Here is a 16,104-nt window from a genome sequence, read left to right on the forward strand (position 1 = left end):
TTATCCCTTATTGATTACTTTTACTTTTTTAGGGGCGACAATGATTAAATCCTTATCGTCAGTTCTTGCAAGCAATAATGCCTGAGCACCATATCTTGCCCTCATTTGCTTAATCTTATCTCCAGCCAACTTGAAATTGGCCGCACTTTCCCTTTCTAAAAAAGACAAGTCCAAAATAACAGGATTCTTTTCTTCGATGACCTGATCAACAACATAATTTATGTCATCAATGGTTTTTGGCCTAATTAAAATGATTTCATAAAAAGACTGCTCAGGAACAATCACTTCATATTCTTCCTCATAAGCAGGTTCAGGTCTAGGGTTGGGATTGTAATTAGGTTTTTGTCTTTGTTGAGCGACATTCTGTTGAGTTTGACGTTGCTGTTGGGCATTATTTTTAGCATGATCAGGTTTTCCAAGATTATTTATCATTCTGGATAGATTATCAAGGGCACTTTCATGATTATTCTGTTCAAGATTGCCGTTTTCCGGTTCTTCGAAGCCTAAGCTTCTTTTTAGTGTATCTGTAAAACTCATTTCAATTACTCCTCTAAATATTCAAAAATAGCATCCAATAATTTTGAAGCGCCGTTATTGTAAACATCTTCCGCAGGCAGATTATATTTAGACTCGAAGTATTCAGGACATAAGTCCAAACTTGCGTTTTTAAAGTTGACTGACAGGCCAACAACCTTGGTCGGTTCAACAGCCTCAATAGCCCTAATTTCCTCTTCAATACCGCGAGGTTCCCTGTAAGGGTGATTTGGTCTGTGTCCAACAATGACCGCATCAGGAGAAGCGCCAATTAAAATAGCCGCTGACAGACCCCTTGGATGAGGGTTTCCTTTTTCAGTCAAACTGGATTGACCTTCAATAAAAATAATGTCAGGTTTTTTAGTTTCTTCAACATATTTGATTGCAGATAAAACTGCTGCCGGAACATCCATGGCGGATAAACTTCCAGCTCTAAAATTAAAATCAGTAGGTTCTTCTAGACCCATTTCATCAGTGGATATAATTGCAGGGGTCAGACCTCTTTCAGATGCTGCTATACCGAGCATTTTTGTAGTGGTCCTTTTACCGCATTCCTGAGAGGTTCCTCCAACAAAAATCACCGGAGCATTAGGGGTATAGGATATTTTTGGTAAAACTTCACATGATTTTTCAGGAGCGACTCCAGCTATCTTTTCTACAACATCCAATCTAGGTCCTATATCCTTAATAACAACATTTTTTGATTCTGCAAATTTCCTTAAGGACGGATTTTCATCAATAGATAAAGACCTAAAAGAAGTGATTACATTCAAACCAGCATCGATTGCCTGAACTGCATATTTTAGAGCAGCACCTTCGGCACCAATAGGCAACATTATCACAAGGGACTTTGCATCAGGAGCTCCCTTCAAACACTTTTCCAAACTTGGAGCAACAACATGATTGCAAAACTGCTTTCCCTGTTTTCTTTCATCGTCATCGATGAATCCTACTGTCTCGATACCTTCAAGATTGGAGAATTTTTCACCTCCTCCACCACATCCGACTACAATGAATGGATTTAAATCTTGAATTTCTTTTACTGATTTTACTGAATACAAAAATTTCACCCCTATCCTATAATTTATAACTTATAACTAAATCATGTAAATTTATTATCTTAATTTTTAGAAAAAAATTTTCAAAAAATAATATTATAATTATTTATAAATTTTCACATTAATAAATGTATAATGTTTTATGGTATTATGTCCATAAATAGTAATGTAAAAAAATAAATTGTTGGGGAGATTACATGAGAAAGCCCTATGTCATACTTATTGGCAGTGCATCAGGAATTGGAAAATCGACAATTGCTGCTGAATTGGCGAAAGCGTTAAACATTAAACATCTGATTGAAAGTGATTTTATACGAGCGGTCGTAAGGGGAATCATAGGAAAGGAATATGCTCCGGCACTTCACAGCTCCTCCTATGATGCGTATAAACATCTGAGAAACAAGGACCGTTACGACAACTATGATGAACTTGTGTCCGCCGGCTTTGACGAGCACGCCGCATCAGTAATTCCAGGCCTTGAAAAGATTATCCAAAGAGCAATCACAGACTATGACGACATCATAATAGAAGGAGTGCATCTGGTTCCTGGACTGATCAATATTGAACAGTTTAAGGACTATGCCGAAATATACTTTTTTGTGCTGAGCTCAGATGAGGAAGCCCACAAGGAAAGATTTGTAAAAAGAGCAGTACAAATCCACAGGGGCGGAAAGCAGCTTGACTTTTTTAGGGAAAACAGAATTATCCATGACCACCTCACAAATCTGGCAGAGGCAAATGGAGTTCATGTAATCAAAGCCGAAGCAATTGACAAAACCCTTGACAGGATTCTATCCATAATCAACAAATCCTGCACAACTATCAATCTCATAAATAACGTGGACGAACTGGCTGACGTTATCGACATAATCATCAGCAGGAATAATGGAAGCCTTGAGAAAGTCGTCTACAATGTAAAAGGATTTAAAGAGCCTTTGGAGAGAAACATTAAAGTAAGCGACAGTGAAGCCGCCAAAAAATTCATCGATAATATTGAAAAGGATGAAAGTAAAAAAGAGTACTTGAATGAACTGTACCAACTTTCAGAGTACAGGAAAACAACAATATGCGCTTCCAGTCAGGAAAAATTGGATAAAATTATTAAAGAATTAAACGATAAAGGATATGTTTTAAATGAATGAAGATGAATTAACCGAAATGATTATCAAATGTCCGGCCTGCTTCGCAGAAGGCAAAGCCAAATCAATTATGAAAGAGTTGGAAATTCCACACTTCGGAAAGGTTCTTGAAACCTCAATCCAATGTCCGGTATGCGGATTCAAGCACAACGACATAATTGCACTTGAACAGAACGACCCTGCAAAATATGTTCTTGAGATAAACAAGAATACACTGACAGTAAGGGTTGTCCGCTCACAGTCAGCAACAGTTTCAATACCTGAACTGGGCGTTAAGGTGGAGCCTGGTCCAAAGTCCGAAGGATATGTAACCAATGTTGAAGGAATTCTCAACCGTTTTGAAGATGCGGTTAAAAAGGCACTGAACCTTTTTGATGACGAGTCTTCACAGATTAACGCAAAGGACACCCTCAGTCAAATTCAGGAGCTTAAAAATGGAAACGGTACTGCAACCCTCATTATTCTTGATCCGTTCGGACAAAGTAATATAGTCAGCGACAGCGCCGATGTATTTGAAATTCCAGAAGATGAACTGAAAGATTTAAAAACAGGATTTAGCCATATAGAAGGTTAAACTACTTTAATACGGCAGTAGGTGCAACTGGCATCTACAACTTTTTTTTCTTTTTTAATACTCTTCACCAAAATTAAAATCCTCAAAAATGCAAATATTTGAGAAAAACAAATTACTGATTAATTTTTAAAAAAAATGGGATATATTGTTAAAATATCAACTAGTATTTCTTTATTATTAATAAAAAAAGAGAAAATAAAAGAAAGAATTTATTCTTCTTCCTCTTCTTCATCTAAGTTTGCTGTGAAGTTTGTAAATGAGTCTTCTTCAACAACATCTTTTAATTTTAAGGTTTTTTGAACATCCATAGCTAATGCGTTACAATCCGCTTTGATAGCTTCTAAATGTAATAAAATCCTTTCTTTTTCTTGGTTGATTCTTTCGATGTTAGTGTATGGGTATGTGGATTCTTTAAGCATCTCATACTCAATGGTTGTGTACGGGTATTCGTTTAACTGTTTACAAACATTTTTTAAGACTTCTCCTAAAAATTTGTTCATTTCAACTTTTACCCTTTCACGGATCATTTTGTCGTCATCAAGATTTTCTTTCATTAAACGTACTACTTCTGCTTTAGCGAAAGGTAATTTTTCTTCCTCTTCGTCTACATATTCACCAGAAGTTTCTTCAATCATTTCTTCTTCAGACATTTTATACCTCGTTTAATTAATTAAAAATATTGATTCATCAGATAAAATTTTAAAAAAAATATTATTTCATCAATATCTACTTATAACTTTATCAGAAGTTTTATTTAAAGGTTTTGATTTAATTGAAGAAATGGACGAGTATTTGGCCACTTTTATCATCAACTATAAAAATAATAAATCGTGAAATTAATAATTCGAATACTTATGAAATTTTGAAAAATCGATTTTTAAAAATAAAAATTAGTAGCCCGAAGGCTACTTTAAATTATCTTTTCTTCAATATATTGTTACCATAGAATGCACCCAAACTAAACACAAACAATAGCACGATGACCATGATAGGATTACCTGATTTGTATGTTTGCAATATGGATTGAGTATAATCCCTTATTTCGCCATCAGAGTGTTTGTATCCATTGTTTTCAGGAGTTATATTTGGATTTTGTTTTGGATTTTGTTTTTCTGCAATATCCAGTGAAACAGTGTCGTTATTGTTGGACAAATCATAATCGAAATTGTCACTTGATGCAACAACCTTATTTTTGGCGATGCCCACTTCACGGGCAATAGCTTTGACAGTAAGATATGCAGATTGACCTGCATCCAAGAAATCCAAGGACCACACATCATTTACTTTGTCAAAATCACCTGCACTTGCATGGAATGACAATAATTTCAGTGAATCATCCATTATTTCCCTGACCTTAACGTTTTCTGCTGCATCAGGACCTCTGTTGGTGAGCCTGATTGAAAAGCTGACCACATCGCCTACGGCATAATTATACTTGGAAACTGTCTTGGTGACTGACAGGTCGCTTGCAGGATAGACAAAGAGATTGCTTTCATCCCTGTTGTTGTCCAATTCAGGATCCATTTCATCTCCCCAGACAGATGCTGTATTTACAAACTGACCGGTAGAAATGATTTTACATACGATATCCAAAGATTTGGATTCGCCATTTGCCAAGTCTCCAATATGCCATACGGAGTTTTCATATTCGCCATCACCATATACGTCAACAATTTTCAAACCTTTTGGCATGACATCATAGACAAAAACGCCTGATGCATCATTAGGACCATTATTTGAAACCATCAATGTCCATTTTACCAAATCAAGATAATTGGCAGCGGAAACATTCACCATTTTGATTAGAGACAAGTCTGCAAGAGGATTTACACTAACAGATGCATCATCATGGTTGTTTGATTCATCCCAATCATACTGTGAAGGAACAACCTTTGCAATATTTTCAATATCGTCAAGAGTCTTTACAATAGTGCGGATAACAAGAGATTCGCTGGCCCCATTGTCAAGATAGTCAATATGCCACATTCCTTCACCGTAGCTTCCTGAACTGCATCTGTAATCAACCAGTTCCAGACCTTCCGGCAATTCATCAATTACCAGCACATCGTCACTGCCATCAGGACCGTTATTGGTGACAGTGATGGTCCATTGGATTATTTCGCCAAAGTTAGGATTTGAATTGTCGACATCCTTAACAACTTTCAAATCGGATGATTTTGGAACCAATACTGTTGCGTTGTTTTCATTGTTTGACAGGTCATGGTCATATTCGTTTCCTTCGATTTTAACAACGTTTGTCAATTTACCTGTTCTGTTAACAAAGCAGGTTAATTCCATTGTTTGGCTTTCACCATTTTCAAGACAACATAAAGACCATAATCCGTTATCGTAAAATCCTTTACTTACAGTGTAGTTTATAAGCTCCAATCCTTCAGGCAAAATTTCCTCAACAATAACACCTGTTGCCTTATCAGGACCATTGTTTTTAACGATTACGCTCCATTTTACAAGATGGAGATAATCAACCACAGACTGATTTGCCAATTTGATGACTGACAAGTCGGATGCATTTGCGACTTTTATAGGCACACTGTCATTATTGTCAGTTTTATTCCAGTCAAATTCGTTTCCTGTCACTGAAACATTGTTTACGAATGATCCTGTTCCATTGACCTTAGTTGTTATAGTCAGTGTTTTCATTTCACCATTGTTAATGTTTCCAACATTCCAAAGTCCAGTATTATGGTTGTATTTGCCAGATGCATCATCACTAATCCATATCATAGATTTAGGAAGTGATTCCTTTACGACTACTCCAGTAGCTGCATCAGGACCATTATTGGATACAGTTATTGTCCATCTGATTACATCTGCAAAATTCGGTTTAGAATTGCTTACTGATTTTACAACCACCAGATTGGATGCAGGCTTAACTGTTATTGATGCACTGCCTTTGTTGTTTGAAGGATTTTGGTCATACTCATTTCCTTTGACGCTTGCAACATTGACGAAACTGCCTGTAACATTAACCAATGAATAAATTTTAACACTGACACTACTGCCAGAAGCCAAACTTCCAACATCAATGATGCCATTGACAAGAGGTTTAGTGGAATTCAAATAAACAAATCCATTAGGCAAAGTCTCATAAATCTTAACACCAGTTGCAGCATCAGGACCGTGGTTGGTAACAGTCAGAGTCCAGCAGACGACATCTGTGTAATTAACAGTTCCCGGATTAACAACTTTAACAATGCCCAAATCACTGGCTTTAGCCACATTAACTGTTTTGGTATCGTTATTGTTGGATTTATCTTTATCAAACTCATTTCCAGTTACTGAAACAGAATTTTTAATTGAACCTGTGGTATTTACTCTGCATACAATGTTTAATTTCGCAGAGGAGAACTTGTTTAAATTTCCAACATTCCATACTCCTGAATCATGATCGTATTTGCCTAAAGCATCATCACTAATCCATATCATAGATTTCGGAAGTGACTCTTTTACAACTACACCTGTAGCGGCATCAGGACCCTTATTGGATACTGTTATTGTCCATTTTACCAAATCATTAAGATTGACATCAGACGCATTGGACACTTTTGTAACAGTCAAATCACTAGCAGGCTTAACCACTATTGATGCAGTGCCCCTATTGTTTGAAGGGTTATGATCATATTCATTTCCTTTGACTCTTGCAACATTGACGAAACTGCCTGTAACATTAACCAATGAATAAATTTTAACATCAACACTACTTCCAGCAGCCAAACTTCCAACATCAACGACACCATTGACAAGAGGTTTAGTGGAATTCAAATAAACAAATCCATTAGGCAAAGTTTCATAAACTTTAACACCGGTAGCTGCATCTGGACCATGATTAGTAACAGTCAAAGTCCAGCAAACAGTATCACCATAATTGACAACACCTTCACTGACAGATTTGACAATACCCAAGTCACTGGCTTTAGCTACATTAACAGTTTTACTTGCGTTATTGTTGGATTTATTCCAGTCATACTCATTGCAGGTCACTGAAACCATATTTTCAATGCTTCCAGTGGCATTGACAGTGCATGTTATTTTTAATGATGCGCTGCTTGCCTTGTTTAAGGTTCCGACATTCCATTTTCCTGTGTTTTTATCATAATTTCCATTGCTTTTAATGAATTTGAGTGTTTTTGGAAGAACATCACTAACAATTACTTCAGTAGCAGTGTTAGGACCGTTATTTTTTACTGTTATTGTCCATTCTATTGTTTCACCATAATTTGGTGAAGTGTTGTTTACTGATTTTGCAACAATTAAATCTGTTGCAGGTTTAACAGATATTGATGCAGTTGCCTTATTGTTTGAAGGATTCTGATCATATTCATTTCCTTTGACGCTTGCAACATTGACGAAACTGCCTGTAATTTCTGCTCTTGAGTATATTTTAACGCTTGCACTCTTACCGGAAGCCAAACTTCCAATATCAATAGCTCCATTGACAAAAGGCCTGGTTGAATTCAAATAAACAAAGCCGTTAGGCAAAGTCTCATAAATCTTAATGCCTGTAGCTGCATCAGGACCATGATTAGTAACAGTCAAAGTCCAGCAAACGGTATCCCTATAATTGACAACCCCCTGGCTGACAGACTTGATAATGCCCAAATCACAGCTCGGATTAACATTGATAGCTTTTGTGGCATTGTTGTTAGACCTATCCCAGTCATATTCATTGCCTGTCACTGAAACCTTATTTACAATACTGCCTGTAGCGTTTACCCTGCAAACGATATTCAGTCTTGTACTGCCTGCCTTGTTTAATGTTCCTATATCCCATTCTCCAGTATTGCGATTGTACTTGCCTGAAGAATCATCACTTATCCAAATTAATGATTTTGGAAGCAAATCACGGGCAATTACGCCAGTGGCAGTATCCGGACCGTTATTTGATACAGTTATTGTCCATTTTACCAAATCATTAAGATTGGCAGCTGAAACATTGGCTGATTTGATGACTGCCAGGTCTGAAGCCTTCTCAACAGTAATCTTTGACTGGTCATGGTTGTTTGCCAAATTGAAATCGTGCTCATTAGCAGTTATGTTGACCTTGTTTGTAAGTTCGCCTGTCTTTTTCACTTTGGTCATGATTTTTGCAACGTAAACCTCCCCGACTTTCAAGGAAGCTATATTTAAAACACCTGTCTGGTGATTATATTTTCCGTGAGTATTATCCTCAATCCATTCGAGACCGTCAGGCAATACGTCCCTTACAACAACACCTGTTGCATTGCACGGACCGTTGTTAGCAATGTTTAATGTCCAGACCACAACATCATTATAATTGATGTTTTCAGAGGCGACTGACTTTTTCACTTCCCCATCAACCTTAGGTATGACGTTGAAGGTTGTTGTATTTGTGATTGCCTTATAATAGGTATCTTCATGGTGTCTTGCGGTTACATAGTATTTTCCAGGTTTCAAATTGTTTAGGCTGTCTTTCACTTCTCCAAAACAGTCTGAATTCAATGTTTTGTTGTACACTACTGTTCCGTCTTCATGAACAACTGTCAATAATATTTTCATGTTGTATTCCCGGTCATCCTGGTATAGCTGTCCGCTGTCGGTAGCTCCCAAAACAGGAATTTCACCATCGATTTTTATCAGATTATTGTCTGCGGCATTATAAATTGCATTTGATACTGCCAGATTGCCGTATTTTGCAATGTTGTTTCCGCCGTGAATAACAGACCCAATTCTTTCAACATCACCATAATAGATGTCATTTGCAAAAATAGGCAATTTGTAAACCCATGCCTGATTTTGATAGAATGTGTTGTGTGTCAGTTTCAGGTGGTTTCCGCACTTATCATAATAAATGGCACTGCCGTTTCTTGCTGTGTTGAAATAGAATTCATTATATTCGACAAAAGCCTGAGTACTGTTAATGTAAATTGCTCCACCCAATCCGTCATTCAATTTATTGGCATCAGGGATTGCTTCGTTATAGTAAAATGAAGAATCCTTGATTGAAGTGGATTTTCCGTTGATGAATACTGCTCCTCCGTCAATGTTTGCAACATTCCTGTTGAAATTTGAATTTGCCACATTGACTGTTTCGGCATCGATATTAATCGCACCTCCAGTCTGTGAAGCGCAGTTATCATTGAAGTCGCATTTGCTTATTATGATGTTTTCACCCATCAGCTGCACTGCACCGCCGATTGGGGCATTGTTATCCTTAAAAATACTGTTTTCTATTTTTAAATCGCCGTCAACATATTTGTATTCGGTTGACAATGCACCGCCGTAATAATATGCAGTGTTGTTGGTGAATGTACAATTCTTTACAAGACCTGATCCATGATATGTCAATGCACCGCCCTGTCCTGCAGAGTTGTTGACAAAAATGCAGTTTTCATAGGTTGTGCCGTCACGAACGCATCCTGCACCCCCATGTGCAAATTCGTCGACCGCTTTAACATAGTTGTTATAAAACTCGCATCCATATACGTAACATTGTGAAACGAAACCGTCCAAACCTATCTGGATTGCACCTCCATAGCAGAATTTGGTGCCGTTGTGGACCTTGTTTGATTCAAATATGCAGTTGACTATATGAGTATTGTTTGCATATGCGGAAAGCGCACCTGCAGTTTTTTTAGCGTAATTGTTGATGAATCTGCAGCTTTCCACCAGAAGATTTTTGGTTAGCGTACTGCTGTTTGTCGTACTCAATCCGCTGCCCTGATATGCAGTGTTGTTTTCAAAAATACAATTCTTTACATGGACATCCGGAGCGCGAATGAATAATGCACCTCCAGTACCGTCAAAATATGCGTTGATGAAATTTATATTACTGAATGATGTTCCACCGGCCGTCTTTTCAACACGGACAATCTGAGTCAGCCCTTTACCGTCCAGTGTGGCTGAAGAATCCGCCGTGAATGTTAATTTCTTGGTTACTCTAATCTGGTCATATGCCTTTTGGGCAGAATATGTTCCGCTCAGTTTGATCGTATCTCCCTCATTTGCTCTTTCAATTGCATCATTAATGCTTTGGAATGTATTTCCACTTGGAGTGATTCCTAAAATTTCATTTTGACTGACGCTAAGCTGTTCATCACTTTCAACTTTCGTATTCAATATATTTTCTTGAGAATTTTCTAGCTTATCTTCAATATTTAATTCACTTGAAATTCCATCTGCGCTCTGATTCAAATCATGAGCACACACATCATCCATACTCGCACCAAATGAAGCGAATATCAATACGATGAACAATAATGGAATTAGAAAGTGTTTGCCAATGAATATTTTTTGACTACTTTTAAACATTATAAATCACCTTTTTTGAGGACGATTTTCTACCATTAATTAGCAAAAACTATTAACCAGCAATTAAACTTTTTATTTCAGCCCTGTTTTAAAAATAATAATTCTAAAATATCAAATTTAATAATAAAAGAAAATTCATCGGAACAGAAGTTTTCGACCGCCCAACACAAGATATTTTAATCAAATATCATGACCCGAATTTCTTAATTATCATAATTTTATACGCCGAATTAAATTTTTATAAAACTCTATTAAAATTAACTTAAAATAAAAGATAATCTCATTAAATCCTCAAAAAAGAAATTAAACATCAAACTATATAAATCTATGCTTTAAACTAATTTTAAATCTTTAAATAGCGAAAATATTCCATATTAAAGGAAATATTGGAAACTGGCTTTAAAAAAATATTTTACTTATGAAATAAATAATTATATTATTAATCAAAGTTAAGGTAAAGAGATATGAAAAAACAAATTGCAATACTACTATTGGCTATATTAATTGTTGCTCCGTTAGTTCAGGATGTAAGTGCATCCAAAACAGTTTTTATAACTTCAGACAATATTATGGACCATGATACAGATGTAAAAATGTTGAACTCCATTAAGGCTTTTATAGAAGAAATCAGTGGGGGGCAACTCCAAGTAATCGTAGACAATCAGGCCCCTTCCCCAGGTGAAGGATATCGTGGAATACAGGTAACAAGTGATGTCAGCATAAATCTTGCTGCCGCCGATGCCGGCAATTTCCTACAGTTAGGTCAGGCATCAGTGGGAAGCACAAATAAACAGTACATTTATATTAATAGTGGGGATTATGACTTAGACAACAACAGCAATTATCTAAGAAGGGCATGGGACGACAATTACTCAAATGAAAGTTTCATGGGACTTCGTGATCCTGGAACATTCCTGAAAAATTCAGGAATCTATTATATCCAGCCATTAAAGGAATATCCGAATAATGCCAAAGACGGGTCCATTGACAGATTTGACGACGAAATGAATAAACAAATTGCACAGGAATCAGTGGACATCGTAAATAAACATTCAAACGATACAAAAATTTTAAGCGACAACTTGATAGTGACCAATAAGATATCTCCTTCCGTAATGGCATCTGCAAGTAAAGAATTAGTAAACAGCAATGATACCGAAATGAACGGAACATACGGAAATTACACTGCAGCACAATTGCTCTACCAGACAAGTTCCTACCTTAATGGAAACGGCTTGGACATACCAAAATCATATGACGGGCCGGAAAAACCTATGGGAGTTTCATTTTTGGTGAAAGACAAATATTCAGTTTATGACTACTTCAAAATGGGAGGAATAGTCAGAAACTATATGGACGCAAACGGCAGAGCCCCTGATTCAATTGAATACGAAGGCGCCCATATAAGCTATTATGATTTGCTTTATAACTTTGCAAAAATAACACAAACTCATACCGATGCGAAACACATGGGCTTTGATTCAGAATATAAATTTGAAAAGGTCAATGATTCAATATTATTACAAATATTCCCATTTATTTTAATATTATTTGTATTATTCCTTGCAATTTTAGTATACAGAAGACTTAGAAGAAGATTTTAAATAAATAGGGGAAAATTATGAAAAGATATATATCAGAATTAATCGGAACAATGGTACTTGTCCTGTTCGGTTGTGGAACTGCGGCAATAGCTGGAGCTACACTGGGAACCCTTGGAATTGCATTTGCATTCGGTTTATCCATAATAGCTATGGCATATGTTATTGGAGACATTTCAGGATGCCACATAAATCCTGCAGTATCAATCGGTATGTGGATTGACGGCAGAATGGAAACAAAAGACCTTATTCTCTACATAGTATTCCAATGTATCGGAGCTATAATTGGAATTGCAATCCTGGCTGTTATCATTAACTCCTCAGCACATCTTGGGGGATATGCTGCAACAGGATTGGGTCAAAACGGATTCGGTTCAGCATCAAGCGTCGGCCTCAATGTTGTAGGAGCAATTATTGTTGAAATTATCTTAACTTTCGTATTTGTCTTCACAGTACTTGGCGTTACCGACAAAGTCGAAAACGGAGCTGTTGCAGGTATTGTGATTGGTTTAACTCTTGCATTTGTACATATAATGGGCATTCCATTGACAGGTACATCAGTTAACCCTGCAAGAAGTTTAGCACCTGCATTATTCATTGGCGGACAGGCACTGGAGCAAGTTTGGGTATTTATATTGGCCCCTGTTGTCGGCGCAATCATCGCAGGACTGTTTTACAAAGTTTTAGCATCAGAGGATATCTAATCCTCTAACCTTTCTTTTTTCGTTTTTATCATAATCTTTTCAGTTTTACAGACTTGTGTTAATTTAAGATTTAATGATTTAAAATTAAAATTTAAATAATATCTAAAAGATACATTATAATTAAGGTGAATATATGAAAATTGTAGTTGCAATTGGAGGATCAATTTTACTAAAGGAATATGATTGTAAGAAATTCCAGGAATACAGCAATATTTTAAAAGACCTCACAAAAGAGCATGAGATATTTGTTGTTGTAGGAGGCGGAAAGCCTGCAAGGGAATACATTAGTGTAGTTCGTGATTTGGGAGCTGGAGAAGCCCAATGCGATGATATTGGAATTGAAGTGACTAGAATCAATGCAAAACTGATGCTGTCCGCACTTGGAGATGCAGCATATCAAAGAGTCCCACACAATTTCCAGGAAGCACTGGAATTCTCGGCTACCGGAAAAATCATCGTTATGGGAGGAACAGAACCTGCCCACAGTACCGATGCAGTGTCTGCAATTTTGGCAGAATACATCAATGCGGACAAGCTTATTAACCTAACATCCGTTGACGGAATGTATACAAAAGACCCTAACAAATTTGATGATGCGGAACTCGTTCCAGAAATTACCGCTACAGATTTGCTTGAGTTTTTAAGTGGCAAGGATGTAAAAGCGGGCACATACGAATTCTTTGACACAACTGCAGTTCAGATGATTAAGAGGTCCAATCTGGAAACAGTCATCACTAACGGTTTTGAGCCTAAAAATCTTATCAGGGCAGTGAATGGTGAAGAAATAGGAACCAGAATCATTAACGAATAGGTGAAAAAAGTGGATAATCTTATTGATATCGGTTTGAATTTAATGCACTCTTCATTTAAAAAAGACAGGGTGGAAATAATAGAAGAAGCTAAAAAAGCCGGTGTTAAACAATTTATCATTACAGGAACCAATGTCCATTCAAGCCACATGGCTGCAGAATATGCATCAAAATATCCCGGAACATTGTTCTCAACATCAGGAGTCCACCCTCATGATGCAAAGACCTGCAACGGACATACCATGTTTGAACTGGAGAAAATATCCAAGAATGATTCAGTTGTGGCCATAGGCGAATGCGGTCTTGATTACAACAGAAACTTTTCTCCGCAGGACTTGCAGAGAAAATGGTTTGAAGCACAGATTGAAGTTGCAGAAAGAACCGGATTGCCACTGTTTTTACATGAAAGGGAAGCACACAAAGATCTGTATGAAATATTGAAAAGACATGACAGCGTTATTGAAAGGTCCGTTGTTCACTGTTTTACAGGAACAAAACAGGAAGCACAAAATTATGCTGATTTAGGTTGTTATATCGGCGTTACCGGATGGATCTGCGATATGAAAAGAGGAAGAGACTTGCAGGAAGCTGTAAGTGCAATACCTCCGGAAAAATTAATGATTGAAACCGACGCTCCATTTCTGATACCAAAAAACTTCGATAAGAAACCTAAAAAAAATAGAAATGAACCGAAATATTTGCCTCACATCCTCGAAACAATTGCACTTTGCATGGGTCTCGACGCAGAAGAACTTGCAATTCAAGTTACTAAAAATACTAAAGAATTTTTTAAAATATAAGGAGATGAAATAATGTCAGTAGAACCTCATAAACATTGCCCAATATGTGGAACCCCAATTCCATTGAATGAACTTGTATGCTCACCGGATTGTCAGAAAGTCTGGGATGCAAGATTGAACCAAAAGAAAAAATCACAAATAATTCTATACATAGTTATTGCGATATTTTTAATAATTTGGGCTATTATGACCTTTATGAAATAGGGATATCAATGATTTTAACCTCATCAAATACAATACAATCTAAAGAGATATTGGAATATAAGGGATTGGTGACCGGAGAGTCACTAATCGGCTCCAATATTTATAAAGATTTGTTTTCCGGAGTAAGGGATGTTGTTGGCGGAAGAACCAATCAATATGAAGAGGAACTTCAAAAGGCAAGAACAATCGCTCTGGAAAGTATGGAAAAGAAGGCTGAAAGTTTAGGTGCCAATGCTATTGTGGGGCTTAAAATTTCCTATGATAACCTTGGGGGAACCATGGGAAACACCATTCTGGTTACTGCATACGGCACAGCAGTTAGATACGAATAATATGAATTTTAGAGAACATGATGTAAAACTAGCTTATATAAAAGAAGCGATTGTGTGCGTTACATTCGGCACATTAGTTGGTATTGGAGTCTATTATGTCTTCCTATACTTCAATATAGCCATTTTTGGCTGGAATTTAGGTTTGATTTTTGCACCATTGGGAGCGGGATATGCTGAAACAGTGCTTGCAAACAGAATGATTGGACAGGGAATAGGTGCAATAAGTTCATTTATTCTTTTCGTAATTACAACAGTTTACAGCTTTATTATAGTAAACCCTACATTAGGATTAAATTTAATTACAATAGGGTCAATAGCAGTGATTCTTCAGGCCGCATTTCCAACAGCAATAAACTACATCATACTGTCAGTCATATGTGGAATAGGATATTACTTTTCAGGAATCGGTACAAGGATAATAACCTATATCAACAAGAGAAAAGATTATTATTACTACAAACATATTTTAAAAGAACCTAACAAGATAATAATAGAACATGTGACTCCATATGATGAGGAAAGAAGCAATGAAGTAATTAACAATCTAGATTTTATTTTTGTAACAAGCACTGATGTTATAGACGCAAAATTCACCAACCTGGGCCAGTTCCATGCCACAGCAATTTTGGAAAAGGACAAACGGTTAGTTCATTCCACCCAGGACAATGTTGAGCTTGCCACTCTGAACAGTCTTAAGAGAGCCAAAGATAAAAGTCTGATTAAATTAGCCCAAACCATCAAATCCGCAGGAGGAAATGGAGTTATCAATTTAAAAATTGAATATGGACTAATCGGGCTTGGTGGAGACAACTATCAGATAACTGCAATGGGCATGGGAGTTCATTTAGAATAAGCTATGTCCGAAATCTTTTTTTTATGAAACCAACAAACCATCTAAACCAACCCTTTGAATAAAAAACATATGATTTAACACTTGAACATTAAAAAGTAGAAAACATTTTTTATTAATTTTTATGAAAAAATAACCTTTTTTACAAGTTTTTTTTAATATTTAAGTTATACTAACATTTATATAAAGATATAAACATATATTTAACC

Annotated in this window: 13 protein-coding genes; 9 read left to right on the forward strand and 4 right to left on the reverse strand. The window is 36.5% G+C overall.

All coding sequences use genetic code 11. The features are described from left to right. Together QZU83_RS03610 and QZU83_RS03615 are read right to left on the reverse strand one after the other, a co-directional pair. On the reverse strand, positions 1-537 hold the full coding sequence (locus QZU83_RS03610) for a cell division protein SepF (RefSeq protein WP_295609737.1): 537 nt from the start codon (positions 535-537) through the stop codon (positions 1-3). A 5-nt stretch (positions 538-542) separates the two neighbouring features. Continuing rightward, on the reverse strand, positions 543-1,595 hold the full coding sequence (locus tag QZU83_RS03615) for a DUF1611 domain-containing protein (protein ID WP_295609738.1): 1,053 nt from the start codon (positions 1,593-1,595) through the stop codon (positions 543-545). 194 nt (positions 1,596-1,789) lie between these two features. Between QZU83_RS03615 and QZU83_RS03620 the strand changes: the two genes are divergently transcribed. Both QZU83_RS03620 and QZU83_RS03625 read left to right on the forward strand, forming a co-directional pair. After that, positions 1,790-2,734, forward strand: coding sequence for a 3H domain-containing protein (locus QZU83_RS03620; RefSeq protein WP_295609739.1), 945 nt, complete (start codon positions 1,790-1,792; stop codon positions 2,732-2,734). After that, the gene (locus QZU83_RS03625; RefSeq protein ID WP_295609741.1) at positions 2,727-3,305 is read left to right on the forward strand and encodes a ZPR1 zinc finger domain-containing protein; all 579 of its coding nucleotides are present in this window, start codon (positions 2,727-2,729) and stop codon (positions 3,303-3,305) included. Before QZU83_RS03620 ends, QZU83_RS03625 begins: the two co-directional genes overlap by 8 nt. 209 nt (positions 3,306-3,514) lie before the next feature. On the opposite strand, the gene QZU83_RS03630 is transcribed toward QZU83_RS03625, so the two are convergent. Then, positions 3,515-3,955 carry a hypothetical protein gene (locus QZU83_RS03630; protein ID WP_295609743.1) on the reverse strand — a complete coding sequence of 147 codons (441 nt, stop codon included), beginning with the start codon at positions 3,953-3,955 and terminating at the stop codon, positions 3,515-3,517. Positions 3,956-4,220: 265 nt separating this feature from the next. Continuing rightward, positions 4,221-10,595 carry a hypothetical protein gene (locus QZU83_RS03635; protein WP_295609744.1) on the reverse strand — a complete coding sequence of 2,125 codons (6,375 nt, stop codon included), beginning with the start codon at positions 10,593-10,595 and terminating at the stop codon, positions 4,221-4,223. Between the two features lie 464 nt (positions 10,596-11,059). Between QZU83_RS03635 and QZU83_RS03640 the strand changes: the two genes are divergently transcribed. From QZU83_RS03640 to QZU83_RS03670, 7 genes are all read left to right on the forward strand, one after another. Further along, the gene (locus QZU83_RS03640; protein WP_295609746.1) at positions 11,060-12,199 is read left to right on the forward strand and encodes an adhesin; all 1,140 of its coding nucleotides are present in this window, start codon (positions 11,060-11,062) and stop codon (positions 12,197-12,199) included. Positions 12,200-12,216: 17 nt separating this feature from the next. After that, entirely contained in the window at positions 12,217-12,900 is a 684-nt protein-coding gene (locus QZU83_RS03645) for an MIP family channel protein (protein ID WP_295609747.1), read from the forward strand. A 133-nt stretch (positions 12,901-13,033) separates the two neighbouring features. After that, positions 13,034-13,711, forward strand: coding sequence for a UMP kinase (gene pyrH, locus QZU83_RS03650; RefSeq protein ID WP_295609748.1), 678 nt, complete (start codon positions 13,034-13,036; stop codon positions 13,709-13,711). A gap of 9 nt (positions 13,712-13,720) precedes the next feature. Continuing rightward, on the forward strand, positions 13,721-14,509 hold the full coding sequence (locus QZU83_RS03655; RefSeq protein WP_295609750.1) for a TatD family hydrolase: 789 nt from the start codon (positions 13,721-13,723) through the stop codon (positions 14,507-14,509). A 12-nt stretch (positions 14,510-14,521) separates the two neighbouring features. Beyond that, positions 14,522-14,713, forward strand: a complete 192-nt coding sequence (locus QZU83_RS03660; RefSeq protein ID WP_295609752.1) for a DUF2116 family Zn-ribbon domain-containing protein — start codon at positions 14,522-14,524, stop codon at positions 14,711-14,713. 8 nt (positions 14,714-14,721) lie between these two features. Continuing rightward, positions 14,722-15,045 carry a YbjQ family protein gene (locus tag QZU83_RS03665; RefSeq protein ID WP_295609753.1) on the forward strand — a complete coding sequence of 108 codons (324 nt, stop codon included), beginning with the start codon at positions 14,722-14,724 and terminating at the stop codon, positions 15,043-15,045. Between the two features lies 1 nt (position 15,046). Further along, on the forward strand, positions 15,047-15,898 hold the full coding sequence (locus QZU83_RS03670) for a hypothetical protein (protein WP_295609755.1): 852 nt from the start codon (positions 15,047-15,049) through the stop codon (positions 15,896-15,898). Positions 15,899-16,104 lie beyond the last annotated feature (206 nt).

The sequence above is a fragment of the uncultured Methanobrevibacter sp. genome, assembly GCF_902771435.1.
Lineage (GTDB): Archaea > Methanobacteriota > Methanobacteria > Methanobacteriales > Methanobacteriaceae > Methanocatella.

What these genes read in the sequence shown, in the direction of transcription:
- QZU83_RS03610 (WP_295609737.1), bottom strand. Translation starts at nt 537, where the DNA reads ATGAGTTTTACAGATACACTAAAAAGAAGCTTAGGCTTCGAAGAACCG.
- QZU83_RS03620 (WP_295609739.1), top strand. Translation starts at nt 1,790, where the DNA reads ATGAGAAAGCCCTATGTCATACTTATTGGCAGTGCATCAGGAATTGGA.
- QZU83_RS03625 (WP_295609741.1), top strand. Translation starts at nt 2,727, where the DNA reads ATGAATGAAGATGAATTAACCGAAATGATTATCAAATGTCCGGCCTGC.
- QZU83_RS03630 (WP_295609743.1), bottom strand. Translation starts at nt 3,955, where the DNA reads ATGTCTGAAGAAGAAATGATTGAAGAAACTTCTGGTGAATATGTAGAC.
- QZU83_RS03635 (WP_295609744.1), bottom strand. Translation starts at nt 10,595, where the DNA reads ATGTTTAAAAGTAGTCAAAAAATATTCATTGGCAAACACTTTCTAATT.
- QZU83_RS03640 (WP_295609746.1), top strand. Translation starts at nt 11,060, where the DNA reads ATGAAAAAACAAATTGCAATACTACTATTGGCTATATTAATTGTTGCT.
- QZU83_RS03645 (WP_295609747.1), top strand. Translation starts at nt 12,217, where the DNA reads ATGAAAAGATATATATCAGAATTAATCGGAACAATGGTACTTGTCCTG.
- pyrH (WP_295609748.1), top strand. Translation starts at nt 13,034, where the DNA reads ATGAAAATTGTAGTTGCAATTGGAGGATCAATTTTACTAAAGGAATAT.
- QZU83_RS03660 (WP_295609752.1), top strand. Translation starts at nt 14,522, where the DNA reads ATGTCAGTAGAACCTCATAAACATTGCCCAATATGTGGAACCCCAATT.
- QZU83_RS03665 (WP_295609753.1), top strand. Translation starts at nt 14,722, where the DNA reads ATGATTTTAACCTCATCAAATACAATACAATCTAAAGAGATATTGGAA.
- QZU83_RS03670 (WP_295609755.1), top strand. Translation starts at nt 15,047, where the DNA reads ATGAATTTTAGAGAACATGATGTAAAACTAGCTTATATAAAAGAAGCG.